27 protein-coding genes and 1 pseudogene are annotated in these 24,715 nt (G+C 43.3%); 12 read left to right on the plus strand and 16 right to left on the minus strand.

The window, feature by feature from the left end; all coding sequences use genetic code 11:
* The first annotated feature begins 261 nt into the window (after positions 1-261).
* Complete coding sequence (gene aroC, locus V7K27_RS12145) at positions 262-1,350, plus strand: chorismate synthase (RefSeq protein ID WP_334947426.1); 1,089 nt, start codon at positions 262-264, stop codon at positions 1,348-1,350.
* Positions 1,351-1,365: 15 nt separating this feature from the next.
* On the opposite strand, the gene V7K27_RS12150 is transcribed toward aroC, so the two are convergent.
* Positions 1,366-1,593 carry a hypothetical protein gene (locus V7K27_RS12150; RefSeq protein WP_334947428.1) on the minus strand — a complete coding sequence of 76 codons (228 nt, stop codon included), beginning with the start codon at positions 1,591-1,593 and terminating at the stop codon, positions 1,366-1,368.
* Positions 1,594-1,736: 143 nt separating this feature from the next.
* Between V7K27_RS12150 and V7K27_RS12155 the strand changes: the two genes are divergently transcribed.
* Positions 1,737-2,003 (plus strand): hypothetical protein, encoded by a 267-nt coding sequence (locus V7K27_RS12155; RefSeq protein WP_334947429.1) that lies wholly within the window; start codon positions 1,737-1,739, stop codon positions 2,001-2,003.
* Between the two features lie 619 nt (positions 2,004-2,622).
* Positions 2,623-3,420: a DUF928 domain-containing protein gene (locus V7K27_RS12165; RefSeq protein ID WP_334947431.1), complete on the plus strand. Its 798-nt coding sequence runs from the start codon at positions 2,623-2,625 to the stop codon at positions 3,418-3,420.
* On the opposite strand, the gene V7K27_RS12170 is transcribed toward V7K27_RS12165, so the two are convergent.
* From V7K27_RS12170 to V7K27_RS12185, 4 genes are all read right to left on the minus strand, one after another.
* The gene (locus V7K27_RS12170; protein ID WP_334947433.1) at positions 3,417-3,605 is read right to left on the minus strand and encodes a hypothetical protein; all 189 of its coding nucleotides are present in this window, start codon (positions 3,603-3,605) and stop codon (positions 3,417-3,419) included. The genes V7K27_RS12165 and V7K27_RS12170 overlap by 4 nt on opposite strands.
* A gap of 167 nt (positions 3,606-3,772) precedes the next feature.
* Positions 3,773-4,045: a DUF3143 domain-containing protein gene (locus V7K27_RS12175; RefSeq protein WP_334947435.1), complete on the minus strand. Its 273-nt coding sequence runs from the start codon at positions 4,043-4,045 to the stop codon at positions 3,773-3,775.
* 208 nt (positions 4,046-4,253) lie between these two features.
* Positions 4,254-4,814 (minus strand): J domain-containing protein, encoded by a 561-nt coding sequence (locus tag V7K27_RS12180; RefSeq protein ID WP_334947543.1) that lies wholly within the window; start codon positions 4,812-4,814, stop codon positions 4,254-4,256.
* Positions 4,815-5,129: 315 nt separating this feature from the next.
* Positions 5,130-5,534, minus strand: coding sequence for a thiol-disulfide oxidoreductase DCC family protein (locus tag V7K27_RS12185; protein WP_334947437.1), 405 nt, complete (start codon positions 5,532-5,534; stop codon positions 5,130-5,132).
* A gap of 44 nt (positions 5,535-5,578) precedes the next feature.
* Between V7K27_RS12185 and V7K27_RS12190 the strand changes: the two genes are divergently transcribed.
* On the plus strand, positions 5,579-6,352 hold the full coding sequence (locus V7K27_RS12190; protein WP_334947439.1) for an SDR family oxidoreductase: 774 nt from the start codon (positions 5,579-5,581) through the stop codon (positions 6,350-6,352).
* A 531-nt stretch (positions 6,353-6,883) separates the two neighbouring features.
* A complete protein-coding gene (gene fldA / locus V7K27_RS12195) occupies positions 6,884-7,396 on the plus strand; it encodes a flavodoxin FldA (protein WP_334947441.1) in 513 nt (170 codons plus the stop codon).
* A gap of 153 nt (positions 7,397-7,549) precedes the next feature.
* On the opposite strand, the pseudogene V7K27_RS12200 reads toward fldA, so the two are convergent.
* The 3 genes and pseudogenes from V7K27_RS12200 to V7K27_RS12210 all read right to left on the minus strand — a co-directional run bounded on the left by V7K27_RS12200 (position 7,550) and on the right by V7K27_RS12210 (position 12,014).
* A pseudogene (locus tag V7K27_RS12200) lies at positions 7,550-8,155 on the minus strand (Uma2 family endonuclease).
* 92 nt (positions 8,156-8,247) lie between these two features.
* The gene (locus V7K27_RS12205; protein WP_334947443.1) at positions 8,248-10,194 is read right to left on the minus strand and encodes an amino acid transporter; all 1,947 of its coding nucleotides are present in this window, start codon (positions 10,192-10,194) and stop codon (positions 8,248-8,250) included.
* 323 nt (positions 10,195-10,517) lie between these two features.
* Positions 10,518-12,014 carry an HlyD family efflux transporter periplasmic adaptor subunit gene (locus V7K27_RS12210; protein ID WP_334947446.1) on the minus strand — a complete coding sequence of 499 codons (1,497 nt, stop codon included), beginning with the start codon at positions 12,012-12,014 and terminating at the stop codon, positions 10,518-10,520.
* A 25-nt stretch (positions 12,015-12,039) separates the two neighbouring features.
* On the opposite strand from V7K27_RS12210, the gene V7K27_RS12215 reads away from it, so the two are divergent.
* Complete coding sequence (locus tag V7K27_RS12215) at positions 12,040-12,177, plus strand: hypothetical protein (protein ID WP_334947448.1); 138 nt, start codon at positions 12,040-12,042, stop codon at positions 12,175-12,177.
* Between the two features lie 153 nt (positions 12,178-12,330).
* Here V7K27_RS12215 and V7K27_RS12220 read toward each other — a convergent pair whose 3' ends face one another.
* A complete protein-coding gene (locus V7K27_RS12220) occupies positions 12,331-13,206 on the minus strand; it encodes an SDR family oxidoreductase (protein ID WP_334947450.1) in 876 nt (291 codons plus the stop codon).
* A 237-nt stretch (positions 13,207-13,443) separates the two neighbouring features.
* Positions 13,444-13,821, minus strand: coding sequence for a hypothetical protein (locus V7K27_RS12225; protein ID WP_334947452.1), 378 nt, complete (start codon positions 13,819-13,821; stop codon positions 13,444-13,446).
* A 128-nt stretch (positions 13,822-13,949) separates the two neighbouring features.
* Between V7K27_RS12225 and V7K27_RS12230 the strand changes: the two genes are divergently transcribed.
* The 4 genes from V7K27_RS12230 (at position 13,950) to V7K27_RS12245 (ending at position 15,313) form a co-directional block, all read left to right on the plus strand.
* A complete protein-coding gene (locus tag V7K27_RS12230; protein ID WP_334947453.1) occupies positions 13,950-14,141 on the plus strand; it encodes a hypothetical protein in 192 nt (63 codons plus the stop codon).
* Positions 14,134-14,292 carry a hypothetical protein gene (locus V7K27_RS12235; RefSeq protein WP_334947455.1) on the plus strand — a complete coding sequence of 53 codons (159 nt, stop codon included), beginning with the start codon at positions 14,134-14,136 and terminating at the stop codon, positions 14,290-14,292. The genes V7K27_RS12230 and V7K27_RS12235 overlap by 8 nt, the downstream gene beginning before the upstream one ends.
* A gap of 133 nt (positions 14,293-14,425) precedes the next feature.
* Positions 14,426-14,704 (plus strand): hypothetical protein, encoded by a 279-nt coding sequence (locus V7K27_RS12240; protein WP_334947457.1) that lies wholly within the window; start codon positions 14,426-14,428, stop codon positions 14,702-14,704.
* A 147-nt stretch (positions 14,705-14,851) separates the two neighbouring features.
* Positions 14,852-15,313 (plus strand): pentapeptide repeat-containing protein, encoded by a 462-nt coding sequence (locus V7K27_RS12245; protein ID WP_334947460.1) that lies wholly within the window; start codon positions 14,852-14,854, stop codon positions 15,311-15,313.
* A 204-nt stretch (positions 15,314-15,517) separates the two neighbouring features.
* Here the strand turns inward: V7K27_RS12245 and V7K27_RS12250 are convergent, their stop codons facing one another.
* Positions 15,518-16,420, minus strand: a complete 903-nt coding sequence (locus V7K27_RS12250) for a S1 RNA-binding domain-containing protein (RefSeq protein ID WP_334947461.1) — start codon at positions 16,418-16,420, stop codon at positions 15,518-15,520.
* Positions 16,421-16,549: 129 nt separating this feature from the next.
* Entirely contained in the window at positions 16,550-17,290 is a 741-nt protein-coding gene (locus V7K27_RS12255) for a dienelactone hydrolase family protein (protein WP_334947463.1), read from the minus strand.
* Positions 17,291-17,754: 464 nt separating this feature from the next.
* On the opposite strand from V7K27_RS12255, the gene V7K27_RS12260 reads away from it, so the two are divergent.
* A complete protein-coding gene (locus tag V7K27_RS12260; RefSeq protein WP_334947465.1) occupies positions 17,755-18,738 on the plus strand; it encodes a GntR family transcriptional regulator in 984 nt (327 codons plus the stop codon).
* A 249-nt stretch (positions 18,739-18,987) separates the two neighbouring features.
* Entirely contained in the window at positions 18,988-19,575 is a 588-nt protein-coding gene (locus V7K27_RS12265; protein ID WP_334947467.1) for a Uma2 family endonuclease, read from the plus strand.
* Between the two features lie 117 nt (positions 19,576-19,692).
* On the opposite strand, the gene V7K27_RS12270 is transcribed toward V7K27_RS12265, so the two are convergent.
* From V7K27_RS12270 to tig, 4 genes are all read right to left on the minus strand, one after another.
* Positions 19,693-20,613: an alpha/beta fold hydrolase gene (locus V7K27_RS12270; RefSeq protein ID WP_334947469.1), complete on the minus strand. Its 921-nt coding sequence runs from the start codon at positions 20,611-20,613 to the stop codon at positions 19,693-19,695.
* Between the two features lie 104 nt (positions 20,614-20,717).
* Positions 20,718-22,058: an ATP-dependent protease ATP-binding subunit ClpX gene (gene clpX / locus V7K27_RS12275; protein ID WP_334947471.1), complete on the minus strand. Its 1,341-nt coding sequence runs from the start codon at positions 22,056-22,058 to the stop codon at positions 20,718-20,720.
* A gap of 9 nt (positions 22,059-22,067) precedes the next feature.
* Positions 22,068-22,766, minus strand: a complete 699-nt coding sequence (gene clpP / locus V7K27_RS12280; RefSeq protein ID WP_334947473.1) for an ATP-dependent Clp endopeptidase proteolytic subunit ClpP — start codon at positions 22,764-22,766, stop codon at positions 22,068-22,070.
* Positions 22,767-23,274: 508 nt separating this feature from the next.
* A complete protein-coding gene (tig, locus tag V7K27_RS12285; RefSeq protein WP_334947475.1) occupies positions 23,275-24,708 on the minus strand; it encodes a trigger factor in 1,434 nt (477 codons plus the stop codon).
* Positions 24,709-24,715: the final 7 nt, after the last annotated feature.

The raw sequence follows: 24,715 nt of genomic DNA on the forward strand, positions 1-24,715 counted from the left end.
CAGTCTTGGGTAATTCACACTTGGACAATTACTAAAGTGAAGTGACAATAAAAACCCCTGGCTAACTACCAGGGGTAATCCAAGTCAGTACTTTTTCGCATGGAATGTATCTTCCTCAAATACCATAGCAACCGTTTAATTTAGATATATGCCATTTTGCCAAACAAAAAAGCCTTACTGTATTTGTTAGATCAGAGCAAAAACAAACTTTTGCAATAACTCTAGGTAAAATACATAAGCCTTAACTTTTTCCTCAATATCATGGGCAACACTTTTGGACATCTATTTCGGATAACTACTTTTGGCGAGTCTCACGGCGGCGGTGTGGGGGTTGTGATTGATGGTTGTCCTCCACAACTAGAAATTTCGGCAGAAGAAATTCAAGCAGAACTAGATAGAAGGCGTCCCGGACAAAGTAAAATTACCACCCCTCGCAAAGAAGCGGATACCTGCGAGATTTTATCAGGGGTATTTGAAGGCAAAACACTCGGAACACCGATCGCAATTTTGGTACGTAATCAAGACACTCGTCCTCAAGATTACGATGAGATGGCCGACAAATATCGGCCTTCTCACGCAGATGCAACTTATGATGCAAAATATGGCATTCGCAATTGGCAAGGTGGGGGTAGGTCGTCAGCGCGTGAGACAATCGGAAGAGTAGCAGCAGGTGCGATCGCTAAAAAAATTCTCCGTCAAGTCGCCAATGTGGAAATTATTGCTTACGTCAAGCGCATCAAAGACTTAGAAGGTGTAGTTGATCCAAATACTGTCACCTTAGAACAAGTGGAAAGCAATATCGTCCGTTGTCCCGATGCTGAATGCTGCGATCGCATGATTGAATTAATTGAGCAAACAGGTAGACAGGGTGATTCTATCGGCGGTGTCGTCGAATGTGTGGCGCGAAATGTCCCGAAAGGTTTGGGCGAACCAGTATTTGATAAATTGGAAGCTGATATCGCTAAGGGTGTGATGTCTCTTCCTGCTAGCAAAGGCTTTGAAATTGGTTCCGGTTTTGGGGGAACGCTGCTAACGGGAATTGAACATAACGACGAATTTTATATTGATCAAAATGGTGAAATCCGCACACTAACAAACCGTTCTGGTGGTATTCAAGGAGGGATTTCTAACGGGGAAAATATCATTTTGCGAGTTGCATTTAAGCCGACAGCAACAATTAGAAAAGAGCAGAAGACTGTAACTCGTGACGGCGAAGAAACGCTATTATCAGCCAAAGGACGCCACGATCCTTGTGTATTACCGCGTGCAGTTCCAATGGTTGAGGCAATGGTGGCGTTGGTGCTGTGTGACCATTTGTTACGGCATCATGGGCAGTGTCAACTGTTGTAGGCACTAGACTTTGACTTACGCCTTGACAATAAATACCAAATATGTATCAGGTAAAAACCACATCTTTCGTAGGGGTTTAGCAATGCTCATTGGTGTCAACTTAAGGTGAAACTGATTTAAAATCTCGTTTCCAGCCTCTGGCTGGAAATGCAGATCCTGGTGGCTCTGCCGCCAGTAAGAGAGGCGGAGCCTCAATGAGGGGCATTCCCAGTCGGAGACTGGGAACGAGATAATGAGCAGCATTTCCAGCCTCTGGCTGGAAACGAGGTTTGAAAAGGGTTTTGGCTTAAGTTGACACCAATGAGCAATGCGCTTTACCCCTACAGCATGGTCTATTTACGATCAAACGATAATTAAGAAAAGCCTGAAACAACCTATTTTTGTTAATGCACATCACATTGTATGGTAAGGCATTAACATTGCATCGGTATGCCTTGGCATTGTATAGTAACGCATTAACATTGCATCGGTATGCCTTGGCATTGTATGGTAACGCATTAACATTGCATCGGTATGCCTTGGCATTGCAAGGTAACGCATTAACATTACATCGGTATGCATTGGCATTGCAAGGTATTGCCAAATTTCATTCGCTACAAATTATAAAATGCTGTACTAAGTACAGAACACCACAAAAAGGGTATGGAATTTAATCATTCGTAGGTTGGGTAAAACGAAGTGGAACCCAACATCAAGTCTCAATATTTCCGAACCCCTTTTACAGTGACGTGTACTAAGCTTAGACTTTCGTCCAAGCTTTTCTTCAAGGTTTCGATACGAGAGGGGACATCGCATATACCAGCGCATAGACAGTAGAATAATCTTGCATATTAAGTGTCGCCATCAGAAAATAGTTACTTGCAGTTGATTAACGGGCTATCTTTCGCTGCTGAATTATCGAACAGCAATATTGGCGCCAGTCGTCAGAATTCAGTTGGGTATTCTGTACGAAAAAGCGGATGAATAATCGGCGTTTTTGCACCCCCATCAAAAATTCTAGTTTTGTGGTGCAACAATTCAGTCGTGGTAACAGAGCTTGCCTGCCCTGAGCCTGCGCCGAAGGGTCGAAGTGCGGGTCCCAATCCCCCACTGATTGATTCTGACTTCTGAATTCAGAATAGCTGAATTCTTCTTCAACTGTCTTCTGCACTTTTAGTATACCAGCACTGGTTTTTGCAACACAACCATATTTTCAAGCCCATCTGCAAAATATAGGTTGTTTAAGCAGATATCTTCTTAAGACTTGTCCTAGCTAACTTATCCAGGTAGAACATGGCTCAGATATTACGTCCTTCCCATAAATGTTTGAGAAAAAGCCTTTTTACATCCATTGATATTGGCTTGAGCTTATTATTGTTATTGATGCCTACAACAGCCTTAGCTGATGGGAGCAATAATTCTAATGATCCCCCACCTCAGACTACAGGAACTTCAGGTGGCTCTAGAGGAGGTGGCTCTAGAGGATGCGAAACTCAGTCCGAGACATCTTCAAGTCGCGTTCCACCCCTGATTTTGCTTGCACCTTCCCAAATTTATGGGCAAACTTTGGCAACCCGTCCTACATTCGCTTGGTTTATCAGCAATTCTGCCTCCTCGCAAATGGAGTTTCGGCTTTATGAGTATGACCAAGTTAGCAAACAATCTAAGTTGGTAAAAGAGATTAAAGACGAAAATTTTAAAAGTTTACCAGGAATTATGGTGCTATCTCTGTCCAATCCAGAATTGTTAGTTGGTCAAAGATATTTTTGGCAAATCGAATTAGTCTGCGACGCTAATCACCCATCAGGCAATCCCTTTGCTACAGCTGCCATGAAAGTAGTTTCAGTTCAACCCGATTTGGAAAAGCAACTCTCTCAAAGCTATGATGTTTTAACTAAGGCAAATCTCTATAACCAAGCTGATTTGTGGTACAACACTTTAGAAATCGCTTTAACCTCAAAGGATCAGCCGAAGCTGAGACAATTAAAAACATATCTCCTAGAACAGGTAGCAAATGGATCTAAAACAGAATTCAAAGAACAAATTCAAGTAGAACTGACAAAAAGCGCAATTCATCAATTGCAGCGCTAGTATAGCAGTCTGCTTTGATTTTTGTTCGCGCAGTGTGGCGTAGCCATAATTATTTGCGTAGATAGGGAGTAGGGAAGAAGCCTTTTTGGGGTGTACTGATTTTTGTCAAAAATCAACGAAAATCGGCGGCAATCCCATCCCAACATTCTTGGGTGTCCGGGATAGCCGCCCGCCGATTTAGTCATTAGTTATTAGTCATTAGTCATTAGTACCAATGACTAATGACTAATAACTAATGACTTCGATTTCCCCCCGGCTTGAAGCCGGGGGATGAGTTAACTGCAATTGCATCTTTCGACAATGGTAGCGATCGCTATCAACTTTAGTAGGGTGAACGGTACTTCGCACTTTCTTATGGGCCTGAAAACACAGCTTGTTCTATATCATCTCGACTAAGAGAATACTTAAATGAACGTTGGATATCTTGGCCATTTTCCCCAGATTGGACATATCGCACTACGATTTGCTCAACATCGAGCCATAATTCAGCTTGCCAACTAGGCCGCTGCACATGCCAGCAATGCCTCTGTATATCGTCTTGTTGACAGCCTTGGTCTTTTAGCCACTGCTCAATTTGTGGCAGGGGATGATTATATAGGGGAGTATCAGAGGGAAGAAGAGGCATAGGAATTTTAGATTTTAGATTTTGGACTTTGGCTACGGTTCCATCGAGCGAAGTCGAGATGCTCAGTCGAACGATTTTGGATTAGGGAATTTTTTAATTTTTAACAAAGTATGTTCAGTTTAATTCCCCTGCCTAAGAATGGCAGCACATTTTGATGCCTAATTAAAATCACCCTTACAAAACTTAATTACCAATTACGAATTACGAATTACGAATTACGAATTATCATAGGGGGAATTAGTTGCAACACATGAATAAGGTGCTGTTGTACAGATGGGGTTGGCTGTAGCAAATGGGAATGGATCGCAGCCTCGCCACGAGTTAAGCCAATGGCAACTGCTAATAACAGACAACCTACAAATGTTAACACCAGCATAAATAAAGCAAAGATTTCGCCAGATGAGAGGGGGCGATCGCTCGGATCGAGGTAAGCTGATTTTGACCATTCATCGGAACGCGAGACGGGATGATTCAAATCAGCAGGTGGTTGAATCACTCCAAAGCGGGAATAGCCAATTTTTAAATCATACCTTAACCGACGTTCTGGATGGCTAAGGGTGGCGTAGGCTTCGTTGATTTGCTGAAATTTGGGAGTGGCGATCGCAGTCGGCAAATCTGTAGTATCAGGATGATAGCGTTTGCTCAGTTGCCGATAAGCGCGGCGAATGTCAATTACCGATGCCGAGGGATGCAGTCCTAGCAGGGAGTAATAAGTTGGTTTACTGCTTTGTGGTATTGCCCCGTTGTGATTCACGGCTGTTTGAGTCACTTTGGTCAAATATATTTTTTATATTCTAAATCCTTTGTGAATTGAAGAAGATAGAAGAAGACACAGCAGTTAACAATTCAAAATTCAAGATTCAAATAAAATCGGCGGGCGGCTATCCCTCCCACCTCTTGAAGGGATAGCCGCCCGCCGATTTAGTCATTAGTCATTTGTCATTTGTCATTGGTACTAATGACTTCGATTTCCCCCCGGCTTCAAGCCGGGGGATGAGTTAAATATGAGCCTGCCAAATTCGCGGTAGAGCTGCAATCAGGAGCATTTTCAGCTAGAGGCTGGAAACGAGATTTTAAAGCTACCCTATGGATTGCAGCTACCATCCGTGCAATATGACGATTCATAAGTATTAGAACGCTTACCGAAGAGTGCATAGCGACGATCGCGGATTTGTTCGTAAAAGCGATCGCCAGCCCATTTCATCCCCGGTAAGGCTCGATAAGCGTCTACAAATATACTTCCGACTGGCAATAACCGCCCAATCTCTTCTGCTGCGTTACTACCTTGCCAACGTCTTTGAGGTTCATTGCCATCAATTAAAATCACCCCCTGTTCACAGTCTTGGGCTGTAATTTCCCACTGTAAAAGTGTCTGCTCATCTTGGATGGGAGCGTAGCGAAATAATTTTCCCTTGTCTAAGGTTTCTAGCAATTGCACTAGGGTAACGCAGAGATTACAATTCCCGTCGTAGACTATATAGTAATTCATAAAAACAATTAAATTAACACTAGACTCTTGACTTTTTACTAACAATGACTTCTCTACAAAATCAAATCATTTTGATCACTGGTGCAAGTAGTGGTATTGGTACTGCTTGTGCGAGAATTTTCGCTGGTGCGGGTGCAAAACTGATCTTAGCAGCCCGACGGTTAGAACGTTTGCAGCAGCTAGCAGATACTCTCAATAAAGATTTTAGTACTGAAATTCATTTGTTACAGCTAGATGTGCGCGATCGCAACGCTGTCCAAGAAGCCATTTCTACTCTACCCCCTGCCTGGTCTGACATCGACATTTTAATTAATAATGCTGGTCTAAGTCGTGGTTTAGACAAGTTGCACGAAGGCAGCTTTCAAGACTGGGAAGACATGATTGATACTAACATTAAGGGTTTACTTTATCTTTCTCGCTATGTTGTTCCGGGAATGGTGAGTCGCGATCGCGGTCATGTGGTAAATTTAGGTTCCATTGCTGGACATCAAACCTATCCCGGTGGCAATGTCTATTGTGCTACCAAAGCTGCTGTGAGAGCAATTTCTGAAGGTTTAAAACAAGACCTTTTGGGAACGCGGATACGTGTAACTTCCGTTGACCCTGGTATGGTAGAAACGGAATTTAGCGAGGTGCGCTTTCACGGAGATACTGAACGCGCCAACAAAGTCTACCAGGGAGTTACACCCCTGACAGCAGATGATGTGGCTGATGTGATATTTTTCTGTGTAACGCGATCGCCCCATGTGAATATTAATGAAGTTGTGCTGATGCCTGTTGACCAAGCTAGCGCTACCCTGGTTAATCGGCGAACATAAAAGCAACCCATCTCCAGAATATTAAAGAAGTCGGAAGTCGGAAGTCGGAAGTCGGAAGCGATGCCCTGAGCTACGCCGAAGGGTACAGTTTTGTGAGGGGGATTTAGATTTAGGCATCAAAACGGGCTACCCTTCTTAGGCAGGGGACTTAAACCCCTAAACTTGTTAATTTGTTAACACCCCAGGGCTTTTTTTGAAAATTTTGCTACACTCATTTTCAAAAAAAGCCGTGGGATTCTTAGGCTGAACTTACCCCTTGTACAAAAGCCTACTCAAGGTCTTAGGCTGGATGTTTCAGCTTACGTCTAGGGAGTTTGTTAAAGACTTACGTACTCAGGTAGAGTGAGTTATTTATTATCACCCCATTAGGAGGAGGAAGTTTACACTTGAAACCTCTTTACTTAAGACCAGGAAGTTATGTCATTAGGTTTATCTTTTTGCTCGGCTCGGTGAAAGCGCGATCGCACGTAGACACAGAGTCGTAGCAGTGCCTAGATAAATGCGAACACAAAAAAGGATCAAGGAGTAAAAATGGCTAATATCGGGTTATTTTTTGGCAGTCAAACAGGCAACACTCAAACTGAAGCAGAAATAATTCAGAAAGAATTTGGTGGAGAAAGTGCAGTAACTTTAAATGACATTTCCCAAATTGAACCAACTGATTTTAATAACTACAGTTATATTATCGTTGGTTGCCCGACTTGGAATGTTGGGCAATTACAAAGTGATTGGGAAGATTTCTACGAAGAACTAGATAACATCGACTTCAGTGGCAAAAAAGTTGCTTATTTTAGCCCCGGAGACCAGGTTGGTTATCCAGATACATACCAAGACGCACTAGGTATTTTAGAAGAAAAAATCTCGGGACGGGGTGGTAAAACAGTTGGCTATTGGCCTACAGAAGGTTATGAATTTAGTGAGTCTAAAGCTGTTCGTAATGGTAAATTTGTCGGGCTTGCACTTGATGAAGATAATCAATCTGATTTAACGGAGGAACGAATCAAAACCTGGGTAACACAACTAAAGTCAGAGTTTGGTTTGTAAATATTGTTACATATTATTAGGCATATTCTAGGCTGCAACAAAGCGCAATGGGTAAGCGTAGCCTATCATACACATCGCTCCACTTGTTTGCTTAGAATATGCTGAAGGCGATCGCAGTGTGAGGACAATAGACCTCTTGCAAAAGTCGAACACTTAAAGAGGCAGGATATCATCTAGGCGAAGTTGGAGACGGGGCAAAAGCGGTGAGTTAATTGATTGGTTTAGCCGATATTGTTGTTGAGTATAGGTATCTTCAACCAGTTGACAGACAGTAAAGGTCGGTTGTTTGGGTTTACCAATAAATGCCACACCGCCTAATCCTCGATAATCCACAATCCAATATTCAGGAATGCCTAAGAGCGCATATTCCTCAACCTTGCGAGCATAGTCAGTTTCCCAGTTGCTACTAACGACTTCAACCACCAGTTGAATCGAACGTCCCAGCGTAATTACGGGTTCTCGCTCCCAAAGTGGTTCGCCGTGGAGAACGGTTTCATCGAGAACCACAACATCAGGACGACGAACTGTAGCAGCATCTGGGAAGGGGTAAATTAAACATGTGCGAGGAATAAACTAGGGGAGTTGTTCTGCAACAAGGTAGATACCAATTTGGGTTGCAAGTTTGCCACTTACCGTTTCGTGCGGGCCAGTGGGTTGGATGTCAATTAGTTCTTCATCTGCCAGTTCATAGCCGGGATTATCTCGATATTGAGAGAGAAAATCTTCAAAGATAAGGGTTTTTGGGGAGATATATGTCATTGAGTTAATCTCCTGAAAGCAGACTTGTTTAGATTATATTTCTTTAATTTTGAATTTTGAAATACTTACGCTACACCCTACACTATTTTCATTTAACCCCCGACATGAACGCCAGGACGCCTGTGAGAATTCTTTTCAGCCCGACGGAGTACTTCACGGGTAACTACAGCAATATCGCCCTCCCCAAACAAGATAAAACGCAGTAAGTATTGTATGGGGTTGCCTTCAACCCAACCGAAGTAGGCATGGGGAATCTTACCTGTTTGGTCACGAATATAGAGCAGTAAAGCCGCGATCGCATTAGGTACTGCTGCACTCTCAGCCCGGAGGATGCGATAATCACCAACTTGCACCCCTTTTACTTTGATCACATCTGCAAACTCCGAAGCATCTGATACATGAATTTCTAGAAAAAGAATTGGATCGTTGGGTGGAATATGGTTGTCCTCGCGTACCTCTTTCTCTTTCATAAAATACTCTAGGACATCGCCCTTGTTCAACCGATTTGCAATCAGTCGGATTGCTCCCTGGCTCTCTTCGGCAAGGAATTGGCCAGCAAGTTCGTCAAATTCGATCTGCTCTGTTCGCAGTTCTGTTGAACGCCAAACACGAGAAACCAGCGAGGTAAAAATGATCGCACCGATGAAGAACCCAGCGATCCTAATACCTTCTGGTCTTTCGATGATATTGACAATAGTGGTATATAAAAATAACAGTGTGATTATGCCAAAAACGAGTTTTGCCCGCTTCTCTCGATGACGGTGGGCTGATAGGGTGACGGCAAAGGCAGCTGAGGTGATCAATACAAGCACACCAGTTGCGTAAGCCCCACCTTGGGCTTCCACGTTTGCTCGAAAGATAATTGTCACAACAAAGGCGATCGCTGTATAGACTAAAACTAAAGGTCGCGCAGCTCGTGCCCAATTTGGTGCCATGCCATAGCGTGGTAAGTAGCGGGGCACAATATTCAGCAGCCCTGCCATTGCAGATGCACCTGCAAACCACAAAATAGAAATAGTACTTAGATCGTAAATTGTGCCCAAGCCATTGCCTAGATATAGATGTGCTAAATAAGCAAGGGCGCGTCCGTTAGCTTTGCCCCCAGATGCAAATTCTGCGGTTGGAATCAGTAGAGTAGTTATAAAGCTGGTGGTGAGCAAAAAGAAGCTCATAATTAGAGCAGCAGTGGTCAGCAACTTGCGTGTATTCCGAATCCGCCCTTTGGGATGTTGGGAAGTGTCACTGCTGCTACCTTTGACCAGGGGCATAACGGTCACGCCAGTCTCAAAGCCTGACAATCCCAACGCTAGCTTCGGGAATATGATCAGAGATATGCCGAGTAGCATCAAAGGGTTGGAATGGCGTGCAAAAAGTGCCGTCTGCCAGTTAACGATCGCTTCTGGGTGAATTATGATCTGATACACACCGACGTTAACGATAATCAAGTTTAACAGCAGATAGACTGCCACTAAAACTACTGCAATACCAATCGCTTCTCGGAAACCTCTCAAGAAAACTGCGCCTAGTAATGTAACTAATATGAGAGTGATTGCGATCGTCTGATTGTGAAGCCAAATTGGGATCAGCGGATTTTCGATGATATGGGCTGTAGCATCAGCAGCCGACAAGGTAATGGTAATAATAAAGTCGGTTGCCACAAAACCAAGTAGGCACAGCACAAGTAATTTGCCTTGCCACCAGGGGAGCAAACGCTCTAACATTGCGATCGACCCTTCCCCATGAGAGCTTTCGGCAGCAATGCGCCGATAGATTGGCAATGCTCCAAAGAGCGTCAGCAAAACCAGAATTAGGGTAGCCACAGGAGAAAGAGCGCCAGCTGCCAATGCTGCAATCCCAGGTTGATAGCCAAGGGTCGAGAAATAATCTACACCAGTCAAGCACATCACCTGCCACCAAGCATGTTGGCGATGTGGTTCTTCTTTGCGGTAAGGTCCTTCCTTCTCTCGTCGGTCTTCTTCAAGCAACCAGTTGATTAACTGTTTGCCGAGCCGTTTTGTTGAAACAATTGATTTAGCCATCAAATACGGTTGTGTTGCAAAAGTCGGCTTTGTGATTTTTTTAAGCCTTTGTAGGCTATTAAAATTTTCAACTACAAAGATATAGCATTATTATTGTAGGTTAAGCGTCCTGTCCGATTTACAAAATATATAGTAGCTGCTCATAGTCGTCTGGCGGATGAAGATAAATTGCAGCTTTTGGTATTAGAATAATCAATATTATATCCGTATTTTTTCGGTTTAACCCTTTTTGATACAAATACATTGGTAGGGGCACAGCATTGCTGTCCCCCTAGGAAAAATCTATTAATGTATGTATTATAAAAACAGCAGAGGCTACAAACCTACCTAACAGAAAATGCCTCGTTGAACCGCCGTGTCACAGGCTCAGTGATGAATGTCAAAATTGACTTTTTACGAGTGACAATTTCGCCTGTAGCAGTCATCCCTGGTGTAAATTCTACTTCTTGACCCCGCACGTTCACTGAATGTTTACTTAGCCTAATTCTTGTCGGAAAAACTAAGCCTAATTCTTTATCAACAATTGCATTCGGACTGACTTGCATAACTTCGCCCTCCACAGTGCCAAATTCCTGGAAGGGGAAAGTTGCCATTTTCACTTTTGCCTTCATTCCTTGACGAATAAACCCAATATCGCGGTTAAGAACTTTTACCTCTAGGAGCATTTCTTCCCCTTCCGGCAAAATTGACACCAATTCTTCACCCGATTGTACTGGACCTCTGGTGGCTTTGACTCTGTAAATCGTACCAGCAACGGGAGCTTCAATCGTTTCTAAAGCTTGCTGCTTCCTCGCCTGATCTAATTGACCTTGAACAGTTGTTAGTTCTTCTTTACGCTTGTTAAACTGGGTCAAAATTTCACTTTGGCGTTCTGATGCTACACGCTGGGCTTGACTGCGTGCAGCTTGGTAAGCTTGTTCTGCTTGGCGAATTTCTTGGACTTGGGCTGCAATATCTTTTTCTAATGATGTGACTTTATCTTGAGCCTCTGTGATTTTATTCTGGGCGTTAGTCACTTCATCTTGCGCTCTCGTGATTTCTGTTTTTGCACGAGTTAATTTTTCTTGGGCATCCAGATAATCAACACGAGGTGCAGCGCCATTAGTAATTAGAGTGCGTAGGCTTTTTTCCCTTTGTTGAGCAAGTCCCAAATTACTTTCAATTTTAATTCGGATGCTATCTGCATTCACAAAGTTGGTTTGAGCATTCCCAACGCTGCTTTTGGCATTAACTAAGTTGTCTTGCAATCGAGTCAAGCGGACTTTGGCTTGATTGATGAGTGCTAGTTGGCGATTTGCGTCTGCTTCTGCTGCTGCTTGACGCGCTTGGTAGTCTTGTAGACGGGAACTTAAAAGTTCATCTTGCAGTTTCGTCCCAGCAGTTTTGCCTCCGGTGCGTTCTGCATCCAAACGTTGTAAATCGTCTTGAATTAATCTAGTGGATTTGGCTAGGCGAGAAACATCGGTTATTTGCAAGTCTGGATCTTTTTGAATCAGAACTTGACCTTTAGTAACGCGATCGCCTTCTTGCACTTTAACAGCAACAATTGACCCTCCACCCAAGGATGTCACTGGTCTTACTTGTGTGGAAGCAATTAATTCCCCTGGTGCTGTTGCTACTTCATCTATTTGCGAGAAGTACGCCCAAGCGATCGCCCCAAAGACGATCGCGGTCATCGTTCCCGCTAATAATCTAGTGTAGAGGGGTGGCAATTCCTGTACTGCCTTCCCCAATTCATAGGTGAGTTGTTCCTCTGGTTGGGCGAATCGCTCTTTTGTCTGACGTGCTTGAGCAGCATTTGCAGCTAGGGAAGATTTCATAGAATTTTGGAATGGGGAGTGGGGAGTGGGGAATGGGGAGTGGGGAGTGGGGAGTGGGGAGTGGGGAGTGGCGAATGGGGAGTGGCGAATGGGGAATGATTTATTGTTTGTTTGTCATTTATATAGCGGTGTGCAGTTGAGTGAGATACAAAAACTTTGCTGAAATGATTTTATAGCAAGGACTTTGGTGTTCTCATCCAATCGATAACCGCTATATCGTTTCTTCTTCTTACTAATCCCCACTCCCCTTTTTATATATTGTTTCTTCTTGTTTCTTCTTCACCCTACTCCCCACTCCCTACTCCCCACTCCCCATTCAAACCGCCAGATAGCGCCGCAAAAAGTTTTCTAATGTCTCTAACTGGAAGTTAAAAATCGCCTCTAAATTAGCAATTTCATCTTTTGTACAGAAAAATTCATTTGCTAGCAATGTGCGATAAGTTCCCAAAGCTTTTTGGATTTGGGGATTAAATAAGCCTAATGCACTCTGTAACCCATCAATGGCAAATAGTGGTGAGTTAATTATTACTGGCTGTTTGTTGAAGATCCGACCAAAAATCCGGGGAATATCTTCTCGTAATAAAATCTCCGGCCCTCCCACTGGTAAAATCTGGTTGCGAGCGGCTTCAACTGTCACAGAATCCACCACTATCTTTGCCAAATCATCGGTACTGACAATTGAGGTACGGTTTTTGCGATCGCCAATCAGCAGATACAATCCTGTTTCCCGAAACCGTTCTACTAGTGGCAGCAAGTTAGATGCTAATCCAGCTGGGCGTAAAATAGTGTAATTTAAACCACTAGCTGCCAAATATCGTTCTACTGCTCGTTTGGCTTTAAACACGGGAGCATCTTCATATCCGCGATCGGCTCCTAATACGGAAATGAAGACAAAATGCTCTACACCATTAGCTTTTGCTTGATCAATGAGTTCAATATTAGCGCGATAATCTAAAGATAGGGCATCGCTATCAGAACCGTGAGCGCTGATAATATACTGTACACCCCGACTAGCTTTCTGGATATCTTTTTCTTCTAGCAAGTCACCGATGAAAATTTCTGCACCCCGGTGTTCTAACTCGCTATAGCGCGATGTCAGGCGGACAAATGCCCGCACAGACTGTTCTCGTTGTCGTAGGAGTCGCACAACTCTGCGACCAATTCCTCCCGTTGCTCCAGTTACTAGAAACATATAAATACCTAAGTTGAATAGTTACAGCGTTTATAGTTCTTGAAATGCTCGATATATGCTCAAAACCCCTTGAGCAATACTTAAACAGAAGTATGAGCATATTTTTATACTTTGTTACTATGCTCAAGATATCCTCACGCCAACTAAGCCAGTAGGTCACACCTTATTTATCTTAATACTCTAAAAATTATCCCCCATATCTTTATAAATGTGGGGGATAGAGTAATGAGATTAGTTTTACTGGCTCAAGAAATTAATAGCTTGTTCAAGCGACATCTTAGCCTTATGCAAGTTCAGCAGGTTCTCTTGGTCGTATCGGTCAGGATAGCTCATTTTCCTGCCCTCTAACGTTATCCGAATTAGTGCTGCTTGCTCATCTGTGGGTGAATTCATCTCCTCTATAGCGGAACTGATTATCTGGATAGCGTTAAAGTTAGGAAATTTTAACCCTTTACCTTGTTTCATTTGTTGGAGCGCTAAAAATGGAAATGCCATCAGAGTAACGATGTACGAGGTTTTGTATCCTGCATTCCCGGTTGGTTTAATGCCATATCTACGACACAAATCGCGTAATTCTTTAATAGTCTTGATTTCAAGTTCGGAACGCGTGAACATAAAATAGTAGTGTCCATTTTTGAAATTGGATATTGGTGGTTGTACTTCCGGCAAGTTGTAGCAACCACTAAAAAACAATCTATTGTTTTGGCACCAAGTAAATCAAGCCTTATTTATATTTCTCAATAATGCCTAATCCTAAAGGGAACCCACAAAATTTACAACCAATTAAATCAAATAGGGAAGAATCATTAACAGAGAGGATTAACTTACGCATTACCAAGACTATGAAGGAAGAATTATCCACCAAGGATGATCCTCCAGAATTTTGCCGTCGTGCGATCGAGGAAGCATTAGATAAAGATAAAGAGAATGCCTAACCCTAAAGGTCATCCAGAAAATTTAAAACCATTTAAATCAGAGAGGGAAGAACCTTTAAGTGAGCGTCTTAACTTACGTGTCACAAAAACTATGAAGGAAGAACTATCGACCAAGGATGATCCTCCAGAATTTTGCCGTCGTGCGATCTAGGACGCATTAGATAAAGATAGAGAAAAATAATCTTAAAGAGATAGTTGTCACGAGTGTGGGAATTACTGGAATGAGTCAGCAATCAAGCATATTGCTATCTCAATATGCTTGATTGCTTGCTGAAAATACCGAAATGAGAAAGCAAACAGAGCTTTTGAGTAAGTCAAATGCCATTTTGCTTGCTGAAAATACTGAAATGAGAAAGCAAACAGAGCTTTTGAGTAAGTCAAAGGTCATTTTGCTTGCTGAAAATACTGAAATGAGAAAGCAAACACAGCTTTTGAGTAAGTCAAATGCCATTTTGCTTGCTGAAAATACCGAAATGAGAAAGCAAACAGACCTTTTGAGTAAGTCAAATGCCATTTTGCTTATTAAATTTGACTTTATCCATTTTTCCGAATGCAATTCGTGATCTGTCTCACCACCTAAACTTGATTTTGTGCAGTTTCACAAAGAATTGGTATAAGCCATTGGCTACGTTGTCAGTCAGCAGATGACACAAAGGAATAAGAGTTTTAAAGATTTCTTGCGTAAGTGCTATTAATGAAGGGGTTGAAGTATGAATGCCGAAGAGTTGTTGCAGCGATATGCTGCTGGGGAGAGAGATTTTGCTGGAGTTAAGCTACCAAGAGCTCGCTTGCTGGACGTGAATCTTAGCAGGGCTATTTTCAGGGAAGCCGATCTCAGTAACGCTAGTCTGGATTGGACTGATCTCAGTTATGCCGACTTGAGCTATGCCAACTTGAGGGGAGCGCGTCTCGGTGAAGCCGCTTTGACAGGAGCTAATTTGGAAGGGGCTGATTTGAGTGGCGTTGTTTGCGGTCAAACTGGTTTCTTTGATGCTAATCTCAGTCATGCAAACTTGAGAAGAGCTATTTTGACGGAAACATCTTTCGACAATGCTAACCTCAGCCATGCCGATTTGAGAGGAGCCAGTTATTTCAGTATTAATAGGTGCAAGGGAGCTACCTTTAATGAAACCATTATGCCTGATGGAAGCATCAGAAATGATGGTGTTTGAGGTGGGAATACCTGATAAAATAAGCGTTTTATAGACAGCTATACGTGCAACTGTCCAAAAAGTATCCCCCACATCTTTGTTGATGCAGGGGGAGTAGTAACCCAATTTAGGAGTTATTAACTTTTGGGTGCTATTCACCCGTAAATTCATGCGATCGCCCCGTGGTCGATTACGATCTTTTTGTCTAAGCAGGCCACCTCAAAACTATTCAGATGCTTTATTATTAGCTCTATTGGCACGCGCCTCAGCTGAAGCCATCACCTCATCAAAATTCTCTAGCACTTCGCCAGGGAAGCTTTCCAAAACTCTGGTAGAAAGAGCAACCCGCCCTTTACCCTCATCCAAGTCAATAATTACAGCTTTAATTGGCTGACCAACTTTAAATACCTTTTCTAAAGATTCAATGAATTTTTGGCTTACCTGCTTGATATGAAGCAAAGCGCCCATCCCATTTAAATCGACAAATACACCAAAAGGTTTGATACCAGTAACTTTACCTTCCACCAGTTGACCTAGTTCTAATAAGCTGAAGTTGCTAGAACGAGTTGCTAAACGCTGGGAAAGGATGAGTTTGTTGGTGTTACGATTAATTTCCAAAAAACCCACAGTTAGATTTTGACCTTTGAGTGCTTCTAAATTATCACGCTCGGCCAGGTGCGATCGCGGAATAAATCCCCGCAAAGAGAGAATATCGACGGTGACACCACCTTTATTTACACCCATAACTCGTACTTGCACAGTCTGAGCATTTTCCTGCATTTGGGCCAGTCGTTCCCAGATGTGCTGAATTTCCAACTGCTTTCGGGAAAGGGTGACTTGACCTTCTGCATCCTGATCTCGGATAATCAAAAACTGCATATCCTCTTGCAATGGCAGCACCTCCGATAAATCGGTAACTGCTCTCAAAGAAGCCTCATCGCGCGGCAGAAAAGCTGACGACTTGCCACCAATATCGACATAAGCTCCATCGTGGTCAAGTTGGAACACTTTGCCATGTACAACCTGTCCCTTTTGAAACTGGTAGTCGTGTATTTCTAGTGCTTTGGCAAAATCATCCATCGTAAACGACGAATTGGCTGTTTGAGAAAGTTTCGATTCGGAATTCATGACTTTTGAAGATTAATTGTTATTTGATATGGTGCAACTGGAGTTTAGATTGTCATTAGTCACTTGTCATTTGTCATTCGTCAGTTGTCGTTTATTATTCACTAATGACTAATGACTAATGACTAATGACTAGTTCAGTTGACTAAAGAGTTGTTTTACTTGCTCCCAAGCATCGGCAGCAGCTTTAGGATTATAACTGCCACGATGGTCACAGAAAAATCCGTGATCAGCTCCATCGTAGCGAAACACACGATGAGGAATTTTATATTTTTCTAACTCTGCTTCAATCTCATCTACTTGTTCGGCTGGGATGCTAGCATCTTCTGCACCAAAGAAGGTATAAACAGTACCTGTTATTTCTCTGGTACGCGTAATAGTAGGAGCGCCACCTCCCGGTGTGCGGGCGGTAATTCCAGCACCGTAGAAGGAAGCCGTAGCTTTAATATCTGGTAAGGTGGCTGCAAGATATGCGACGTGACCACCAAAGCAGAAGCCAATACAGCCAAAAGCATCTTTTTTCACTTGAGGCAGATTTTTGAGATAGTCAATTGCTAATTGAATATCGCTCAATAACTCTGAGGCTTGAGTTTGCATGGCGTAGCTTCTGCCCGTTTCAATATCTTCGGGTGTGTATCCGGTTTCAAAACCAGGAGCAATACGTTGAAAAAGTGCAGGTGCGATGGCTACATATCCAAGTTTGGCAATTCGTTCTGTAACTTCCCGAATGTGAACGTTGACACCAAAAATCTCCTGCAATACCACGACTCCAGGGTAAGATCCAGATTCTTTTGGCTCTGCAAGATTTGCAGATACTTGAATGTTATCTTGCAAAAGATTAACCGTTGTGGTAATTATTGCTTGCTCTGTCATAATAATTATTATCAGTGCTATGTGATTGGCCTTGTGTTTATTTGATATAACTATGCCAGTATGGCCAGATTATCGAACAGAATTCAGGAGTCAGGAGTCAGAATTCAGAATGAATTCTGTATGACTGGCGGATGAATAACTGGGTTTAAGACCCCCACCAAATCGTAGATTTGGTGGTGCAACAATTCAGTGGCGGGTCCCAATCCCCGACTGATTTATTCTGAATTCTGAATTCTGGATTCTGCATTCTTCTTCATTTCCAATTAAATTATCAATTACCAATAATGAACGCATTAGAAATTCCTCCCCGAAAAACTTTATATGTAAATAGAATATTTGATATGTCGCAAATGCAGCTGGCCACCAAAAGAGTGCTGAGTTAAAAGTGCGAGTAGGAAAGCAACACTCCCCACTTCCCACTCCCCCATTCCCCACTCCCCACCCAGTATTCAGGAGGTTTGCTGATGATTCAATTTCGTATTCAGCCAGACAGCGAAATTCCCGCATCAACTCAGCTGTTTAATCAAATCCGGTTTGCGATCGCTTCCCGACAATATCCCCCTGCTTACAAATTGCCAAGTACACGGGCGCTAGCAATGCAAACTGGATTACACCGTAATACCATTAGCAAAGTTTACCGTCAACTGGAGGAAGACGGATTTGTTGAAAGTATGGCTGGTTCAGGAATTTATGTTCGTCCCCAAGGTCATGAGGGCGGTAGCAGGCTGCAATCACCAATTCTCAAACAAAATCCTGATGCCTATCAAGTTGTCCAGAAAGCACTTGACGATCTGCTCTCTCAAGGATGTTCACTCAATCAAGCCAGAGAGCTATTTTTAGCGGAAATTGACTGGCGCTTGCGTTGTAGTGCGCGGGTATTGGTTGCAGTTCCATCTTATGACATGGGTGCTGGTGAGTTGATGGTGTATGAATTAGAACTAGCTCTGAAAATACCAGTCCAGTTGGTAGCAATGGAAGAATTAACAGCTGTGCTAGATAAAACTACCTCGGCGACAGTAGTCACAAGTCGGTATTTTATCAGTAATGTGGAAGCGATCGCAGCTCCGAAAGCTGCACGGGTAATTCCTCTAGATATCTACGACTACAGCAAAGAACTCAACCTATTAAAAACCCTACCAAAAGAAAACTGTGTAGGCATAGTTAGCCTCAGTTCTGGGATTGCCCGCGCCGCAGAAGTCATCCTCCACGGTCTGCGAGGGGACGAACTACTAGTGATGACTTCGCAACCAAAAGATGCTTATAAACTTCAAGCAATGGTTAAACGGGCTGAGGTAATCATAACCGATCAAGCCAGTTTTGCCGCAGTGCAAGCAGCCGTGCAAGCATTTGATGAAGATATTATTCGGCGACCAAAGCTGATTAAGGTTGAGAATTATATCGGCACTAACTCAATTAACTTGCTAAAACGAGAACTGGGTTTGAGTTAATCCAAAGAGTAAGAATGGCATAGGCGGACACACCCATTAACAATTCAAAATTCAAAATTCAAAATTCAAAATTCAAGACATTTTCAGACGAAGAGAAGTGCCTTGCGGGGGTGGAGGAGTTTGTGGCAACTTCGGGCGATTTAAACCCCGACTGAAAATGACGCTACCTTTAGAGGTAGGCGTCTTAAACCCTTTGATTTACGATAAATAACTCAGGATTATGATTGTGGAGAACTGTTGAGAGGCGATATGAGTATTCCACTTCTAGACCATCCCATACAAGAGAAACTAGTGACCGTCGCTGATGTTTCGTGGGAGGAATTCAAAGGTATTGAAGCACAGTTAAAAGACAACCGCAATGTCCGACTCTTTTATTTGTCAGGAATATTAGAAATTATGTCACCCATTGGAGATAAACATGAGTACGTGAAAACAACTCTTGGATATTTGCTAGAAGCTTACATGAGAGAATTGGGTATCCGGTTCTACGGTCGTGGTGGTTTTACTTTGGAAGAACCTGGGTATGCTTCTGGCACACCAGATGAGTCTTACTGCATTGGCAGCAATAAAGAAACGCCAGACATTGTTATTGAAGTTATTGTTACTAGTGGCACTATTAACCGAAAAGAGTTATACAAACCCAAGAAAGTGCCTGAAGTTTGGTTCTGGAAATCTAACCAGATAAAAATATTCCGTTTAAATGCGGGTGGTGAATATGAGGAAGTACATTGTAGTGGTTTCTTCCCGAATTTAGACCCAGCTTTGTTGCTCCAATATATCGGGCATCCTGACCAGTACGACGCTGTTGCTGAATTTGTGCAGGCTATCCGAAAATAACTTCTTGGAACTAAGGAACGTGGATTAAATAAAATGCAAAACTTTATCCTGTCTCTAGCTTCCCTCTCCTTTATAAGGAGAGGGATTGAGGGTGAGGTAAGCCAGGGACATAATAAGTTAAGTCCCTTGTGCTTCTGGCGTGTTAATCTGCAAAAACTCTTGCACCCGTTGCAGGTAAGTTGCAGCATCTTCCAACATCGGGAAATGCGCTGTACCGGGAATCATCACAAATTCAACTTTGTCACTCAGTGCAGCTGCTTGACTCCCCATCTCGGCTGGAATAATTTTGTCATACTCCCCTGCCACTAGCAAAGTTGGCACTGTCAGCTTGGCAAACTCTTGCGGCATCAATTCAGCTTGAGCCTTACTGACTGAAGTAAAAATTGTCCCTAAAGCCGCATCGTAATCTGCTTCGAGAAAATCTTGCAAAAAAGCTTGACGCTCAGAATGTGGTATAGAACTATGCAAAAATCTAGCCATAAACATCCGGTCAACAAATGGGATTTTGCTTAACCACTTGGGACGGAATTTTACTACATAGCCACCGAATTTATGAAAGGCACTAAAAGATTTTTCGTCATACTCAAAAACGCCGCTACAGGTTAAAATTCCTCGTTCGACTTGTTGGGGGTAGCGGTTAAAAAATAAAGTGGCAACAGATGCGCCCATTGAGTGAGCATGGATATACACACGCTCAAGATGTAACCCATCTAGCAAAACTGCCAAATCATCAGCATATTCCTCTAATTCATAGGTTAACTCTTTGATTGCCTCTGATTCTTCCTGGGGGGACTGGGACTCAGCAACAGATTCACTTGCTTGGGCTATAGTTGCCTTACCACGAGAACGGCCAAATCCCCGCAAATCGTAGAGTAAACAATCAAATTGCTCTGATAAAACATCAGCCGTATTTTGCCAATATCTAGCGGAACCAGCCCAACCGTGCATGAAAACCATCACCGGTTTTACCAAAGAACTAGATGGTTTTTTCACCCATTCGTAGTAATGCTCAACCCCACGAACATTAATATAAGGCATTTGTCCTTTGTCCTTTGTCCTTTGTCAGTTGTCATTTGTCCTTGGTACATAGTTATTAGTCCTTAGTTTTTGACCAATGACTAATGACTAATCACCAATGACTATTAGGCTGATTCTGGCTTTGGAAGTGAAGATGGGTGTATTATCAGTTCGGCAGTCGATCGCTTCTCGACCATTTCCCGTGTTACTGTACAGCGTGTCACATCTTTACGGGACGGTAACTCGTACATTACATCTAGCATCAGTTCTTCGACAATGCCCCGCAACGCTCTAGCACCAGTTTTACGGCGATAGGCTTCTTGAGCGATCGCTCGCAAAGCATCTGCTTTAAAATCTAACTGGACATTATCCATCTTCAGCAGCTTTTGGTACTGCTTCACTAAGGCGCTGCGTGGTTGGGTGAGAATCGCCATCAGCGCTTCTTCATCTAGCGGATCTACTACTGCTACCATTGGCACGCGCCCAATAAATTCTGGAATCATGCCAAATTTGACTAAATCATCTGGTTCTAGATGGCGGAGACTGTCTGCGGCTCGTTTCTCCTTCGATTGGCCTTCTCCAGGTTGTACAAAGCCGATTGCTTTTTTGCCAACTCTCTGATCTACAATCTTTTCTAAGCCCACGAAGGCACCACCACAGACGAACAAAATATTACTTGTGTCAATCTGGATGCAATCTTGGTAGGGATGTTTGCGCCCTCCTTGGGGTGGTACATTGGCGATCGTTCCCTCTAACATTTTCAGCAAGGCTTGCTGCACGCCTTCGCCAGAAACATCGCGGGTAATTGACGTGTTCTCGCTCTTACGAGCAATTTTGTCAATCTCGTCAATGTAAATAATTCCCCGTTGTGCTTCCTCTATATCCAAATCTGCCACCTGCAACAGTCGCAGCAAGATATTTTCTACATCTTCTCCCACATACCCCGCTTCCGTCAGTGTCGTAGCATCGGCAACGGCAAAGGGTACATCCAAGATTTTTGCTAGGGTTTGTGCTAAGAGAGTTTTGCCGCAACCAGTCGGGCCAATTAACAAAATGTTGGACTTTTGCAGTTCTATTGCATCATCTGCCCCAGCTTTGCCACTGGCTTTAGACTGAATTACCGCCAGCCGCTTGTAGTGATTGTAAACAGCTACTGACAGCACTTTCTTCGCTTCGTCTTGACCAATAACGTGTTCGTCTAGATATTTTTTAATCTCTCTAGGCTTCGGTATTTGATTAAACGAAATACTAGAAGAGTGGGTACGCCGTTTTTGAGGTGGTTCTGCTCTTGGTGCTGGTTGTGCTACCGCACCATTGGTATCGAGTAACTCCTCGTCTAGTATTTCATTACACAAGTCAACGCATTCATCGCAGATGTAGACTCCCGGCCCCGCGATTAATTTACGCACCTGCTCTTGAGACTTGCCACAGAATGAACACTTTAAATGGGAGTCGTACTTAGACATACCAGCCTCTTATTTCAGAATGGTGACGTTTTCCCCTGCTATGGGAAGATTTTGCCTGGAAATGACCTGATCAATCAAACCGTAGTTCTTCGCCTCTTCTGCGGACATAAAAAAGTCGCGCTCAGTATCTGCTTCAATTCTTTCTAAGGGTTGACCAGTATGGTGAGCCATTAACTGATTCAACTTAGCTTTAACGTAAAGAATTTCTCTGGCTTGAATTTCAATGTCAATGGCTTGACCTTGAGCGCCACCAAGTGGTTGGTGAATCATGATCCGGGAGTCAGGCAGAGACATTCGCTTACCGGCGGCTCCTGCTGTCAACAAAAATGCCCCCATGCTCGCGGCTAATCCAAAACAGATGGTAACAACATCAGGGCGAATTTGTTGCATTGTATCATAGATTGCCATCCCTGCGTAGACCGAGCCGCCAGGAGAATTGACATACAGTTGGATATCCTTTTCTGAGTCTTCGGCGTCCAGGAATAACAACTGAGCCACAATTGAGTTGGCTACGGCATCGTCTATTGGCGTTCCTAAAAAGATAATCCGCTCTCGCAGCAGGCGGGAGTAGATGTCGAAAGCTCTTTCTCCCATGCCAGACTGTTCTATCACCATCGGCACGATGTTGCTAGGGCTGTTCAACTGGGAGTTAATGTTTATTCGACTTAAGTTGGTGATGGGGTTATTTCCCGACTGCGATAGAAGCATACAACTAAATTTGACGATAATTTTAGGACAAATGTTTCAGCAGCATAAGCTGCCTTTTCGACGAATGGGATTTTTATCAGCTACGTGTTAACCATTATGCCTCATATAATTTCCTCTCGTCTAACACAGTATCAAGCTCAGGCGATAACAGGTGTCACTCTTTGCGGAAAATTCATTAATTCTTTAATTATTCTGGCTTGATCCCGGAGTTGTGAACCCATTTCACCAGTACTTTAACTCAGAACTGGTGAACTCGTGGCTGGGATTTTTGATTTATCGAACAGAATTCAGGAGTCAGGAGTCAGAATTCAGAATGAATTCTGTACGAAAAAGCGGATGAATAGCCGGGTTTAATCCCCACCAAATCTACGATTTGGTGGTCAACTTTCATAGTGGCGGGTCTCTCTTACAAAGTTGCTCCTCTTGGGGAGACCCCAAGACCGCACTTTGCGCTGAATCCCCGACTGAAAGATTGCTGAATTCTGAATTCTGGATTCTGCATTCTTCTTCAACCTTCTGTGACTTCAGTAGAAGCTTCGCTGTTTTCTTCCTCTGTCTGAGGTGCATCAGCATCTGATTCTGTCAGTTCCGTTTCCTCTGTGGGACTCAAGGAGCCTTCGGGTACAAGTTCAACTGAGGAGTGTTCTAAGAGCCAATCGATGATTTTTTCGGTTAATAGTTCGTTTTCCACGATTGAGCGCAGTCTATCTTCATCAACGTCTTGTTCCTCCGGGTATTGCTCCAAAAGTTCTGTGACTCTGGCTGCGATTTCTTCTGGTGTTAGCACGAGAGATTCGCGTTTACCGATTTCCCGCAAGGACAAAGAGCGTTTGATGCGTTCAATTGCCTCAGTGCGCGATCGCTCCCGCAACTGAGCAATAATGTCTTGAGTAAACAAATTCTTTATATCCAATCCCTGCTGAGACAGTCGGATTGCTGTTTGCGTTAGCATTGCATCCACTTCTTGCTCAATCAACGTTCCTGGTAAGTCAACTTCTACGTGCTTGAGCAGTTCCGTTAACAAGGCTTCCTGCTTATTGGTTTTTGTTTTGTCGTCCGCCTCTTTTTGATATCGTTCCACCAAAGAAGCGCGTAACTCCTCTAAGGTTTCAAAATCGCTGATTTCCTGCGCGAAATCGTCATTTACTTCTGGTAGCTCCTTTTCTTTCAATTCTTTGAGCGTCACGGTGAAAGTTGCCGCTTTTCCAGCTAAATCTTCATTAGCATACGGATCTGGGAACTGCGCCGCAATTTCTTTAGTTTCTTCAGGATTCATCCCCACTATTCCCGAAATAAAACCTGGAATAAACTTATCTTCCTGCAACTCAACTTGAAAATCAGTTGCTTCGGCTCCGGGAATAGGTTCTGGTTCGGCTGTTTCGTCTTCGCCCTCGACTTTGGAGAATACACCCTTAAAATCGACTACGGCAATATCGCCGATTTGGGCTGCACGTCCTTCTACAGGAATCAATGTCGCCAATTCTTGACGTTCCTTATCCAGCGTGTTCTCCACTCGTTCTGGATCGAACTTGACTTCTTCTGCCTTGGCCTGCAAATCAGTGTACTGCACTAGATTCACTTCTGGTTGTACATCGACAGCAGCTGAAATCGTCAGGGGTTTTCCAGGTTCATAATTCTTAATCAAATCTTCAAAAGAGGAGCGCAATTGCGGCTGACCGATTACCGGGATAGCTTCTTGTTTGACTGCTTGCTCAATGCCATCTTGAATTAGTTCTTCCAGCGCTGCTGCCTTGATTCGAGTTGTACCCAGCCGTTGTAATAATATTGGGCGAGGCACCTTACCTTTACGAAACCCAGAAATATTGGCAGTACTCGCTAAGTTTTTAATTACCTTTTCGTAAGTTTGCTTGGTAATTTCCGGCGTAATCTCTATTTCCAGGCCAATTTGGCTGGCGGGAAGTTTTTCCTGGGTGACTTTCATGCTTCGT

The organism is Nostoc sp., assembly GCF_036919575.1.
Classification (GTDB): Bacteria; Cyanobacteriota; Cyanobacteriia; order Cyanobacteriales; family Nostocaceae; genus Nostoc.

Excerpts from the sequence above, each read along its gene's own strand:
- aroC (WP_334947426.1), top strand. The coding sequence starts at position 262 with ATGGGCAACACTTTTGGACATCTATTTCGGATAACTACTTTTGGCGAG.
- V7K27_RS12150 (WP_334947428.1), bottom strand. The coding sequence starts at position 1,593 with ATGCTGCTCATTATCTCGTTCCCAGTCTCCGACTGGGAATGCCCCTCA.
- V7K27_RS12155 (WP_334947429.1), top strand. The coding sequence starts at position 1,737 with ATGCACATCACATTGTATGGTAAGGCATTAACATTGCATCGGTATGCC.
- V7K27_RS12165 (WP_334947431.1), top strand. The coding sequence starts at position 2,623 with ATGGCTCAGATATTACGTCCTTCCCATAAATGTTTGAGAAAAAGCCTT.
- V7K27_RS12170 (WP_334947433.1), bottom strand. The coding sequence starts at position 3,605 with ATGACTAAATCGGCGGGCGGCTATCCCGGACACCCAAGAATGTTGGGA.
- V7K27_RS12175 (WP_334947435.1), bottom strand. The coding sequence starts at position 4,045 with ATGCCTCTTCTTCCCTCTGATACTCCCCTATATAATCATCCCCTGCCA.
- V7K27_RS12185 (WP_334947437.1), bottom strand. The coding sequence starts at position 5,534 with ATGAATTACTATATAGTCTACGACGGGAATTGTAATCTCTGCGTTACC.
- V7K27_RS12190 (WP_334947439.1), top strand. The coding sequence starts at position 5,579 with ATGACTTCTCTACAAAATCAAATCATTTTGATCACTGGTGCAAGTAGT.
- fldA (WP_334947441.1), top strand. The coding sequence starts at position 6,884 with ATGGCTAATATCGGGTTATTTTTTGGCAGTCAAACAGGCAACACTCAA.
- V7K27_RS12205 (WP_334947443.1), bottom strand. The coding sequence starts at position 10,194 with ATGGCTAAATCAATTGTTTCAACAAAACGGCTCGGCAAACAGTTAATC.
- V7K27_RS12210 (WP_334947446.1), bottom strand. The coding sequence starts at position 12,014 with ATGAAATCTTCCCTAGCTGCAAATGCTGCTCAAGCACGTCAGACAAAA.
- V7K27_RS12220 (WP_334947450.1), bottom strand. The coding sequence starts at position 13,206 with ATGTTTCTAGTAACTGGAGCAACGGGAGGAATTGGTCGCAGAGTTGTG.
- V7K27_RS12225 (WP_334947452.1), bottom strand. The coding sequence starts at position 13,821 with ATGTTCACGCGTTCCGAACTTGAAATCAAGACTATTAAAGAATTACGC.
- V7K27_RS12230 (WP_334947453.1), top strand. The coding sequence starts at position 13,950 with ATGCCTAATCCTAAAGGGAACCCACAAAATTTACAACCAATTAAATCA.
- V7K27_RS12235 (WP_334947455.1), top strand. The coding sequence starts at position 14,134 with ATGCCTAACCCTAAAGGTCATCCAGAAAATTTAAAACCATTTAAATCA.
- V7K27_RS12240 (WP_334947457.1), top strand. The coding sequence starts at position 14,426 with ATGAGAAAGCAAACAGAGCTTTTGAGTAAGTCAAATGCCATTTTGCTT.
- V7K27_RS12245 (WP_334947460.1), top strand. The coding sequence starts at position 14,852 with ATGAATGCCGAAGAGTTGTTGCAGCGATATGCTGCTGGGGAGAGAGAT.
- V7K27_RS12250 (WP_334947461.1), bottom strand. The coding sequence starts at position 16,420 with ATGAATTCCGAATCGAAACTTTCTCAAACAGCCAATTCGTCGTTTACG.
- V7K27_RS12255 (WP_334947463.1), bottom strand. The coding sequence starts at position 17,290 with ATGACAGAGCAAGCAATAATTACCACAACGGTTAATCTTTTGCAAGAT.
- V7K27_RS12260 (WP_334947465.1), top strand. The coding sequence starts at position 17,755 with ATGATTCAATTTCGTATTCAGCCAGACAGCGAAATTCCCGCATCAACT.
- V7K27_RS12265 (WP_334947467.1), top strand. The coding sequence starts at position 18,988 with ATGAGTATTCCACTTCTAGACCATCCCATACAAGAGAAACTAGTGACC.
- V7K27_RS12270 (WP_334947469.1), bottom strand. The coding sequence starts at position 20,613 with ATGCCTTATATTAATGTTCGTGGGGTTGAGCATTACTACGAATGGGTG.
- clpX (WP_334947471.1), bottom strand. The coding sequence starts at position 22,058 with ATGTCTAAGTACGACTCCCATTTAAAGTGTTCATTCTGTGGCAAGTCT.
- clpP (WP_334947473.1), bottom strand. The coding sequence starts at position 22,766 with ATGCTTCTATCGCAGTCGGGAAATAACCCCATCACCAACTTAAGTCGA.
- tig (WP_334947475.1), bottom strand. The coding sequence starts at position 24,708 with ATGAAAGTCACCCAGGAAAAACTTCCCGCCAGCCAAATTGGCCTGGAA.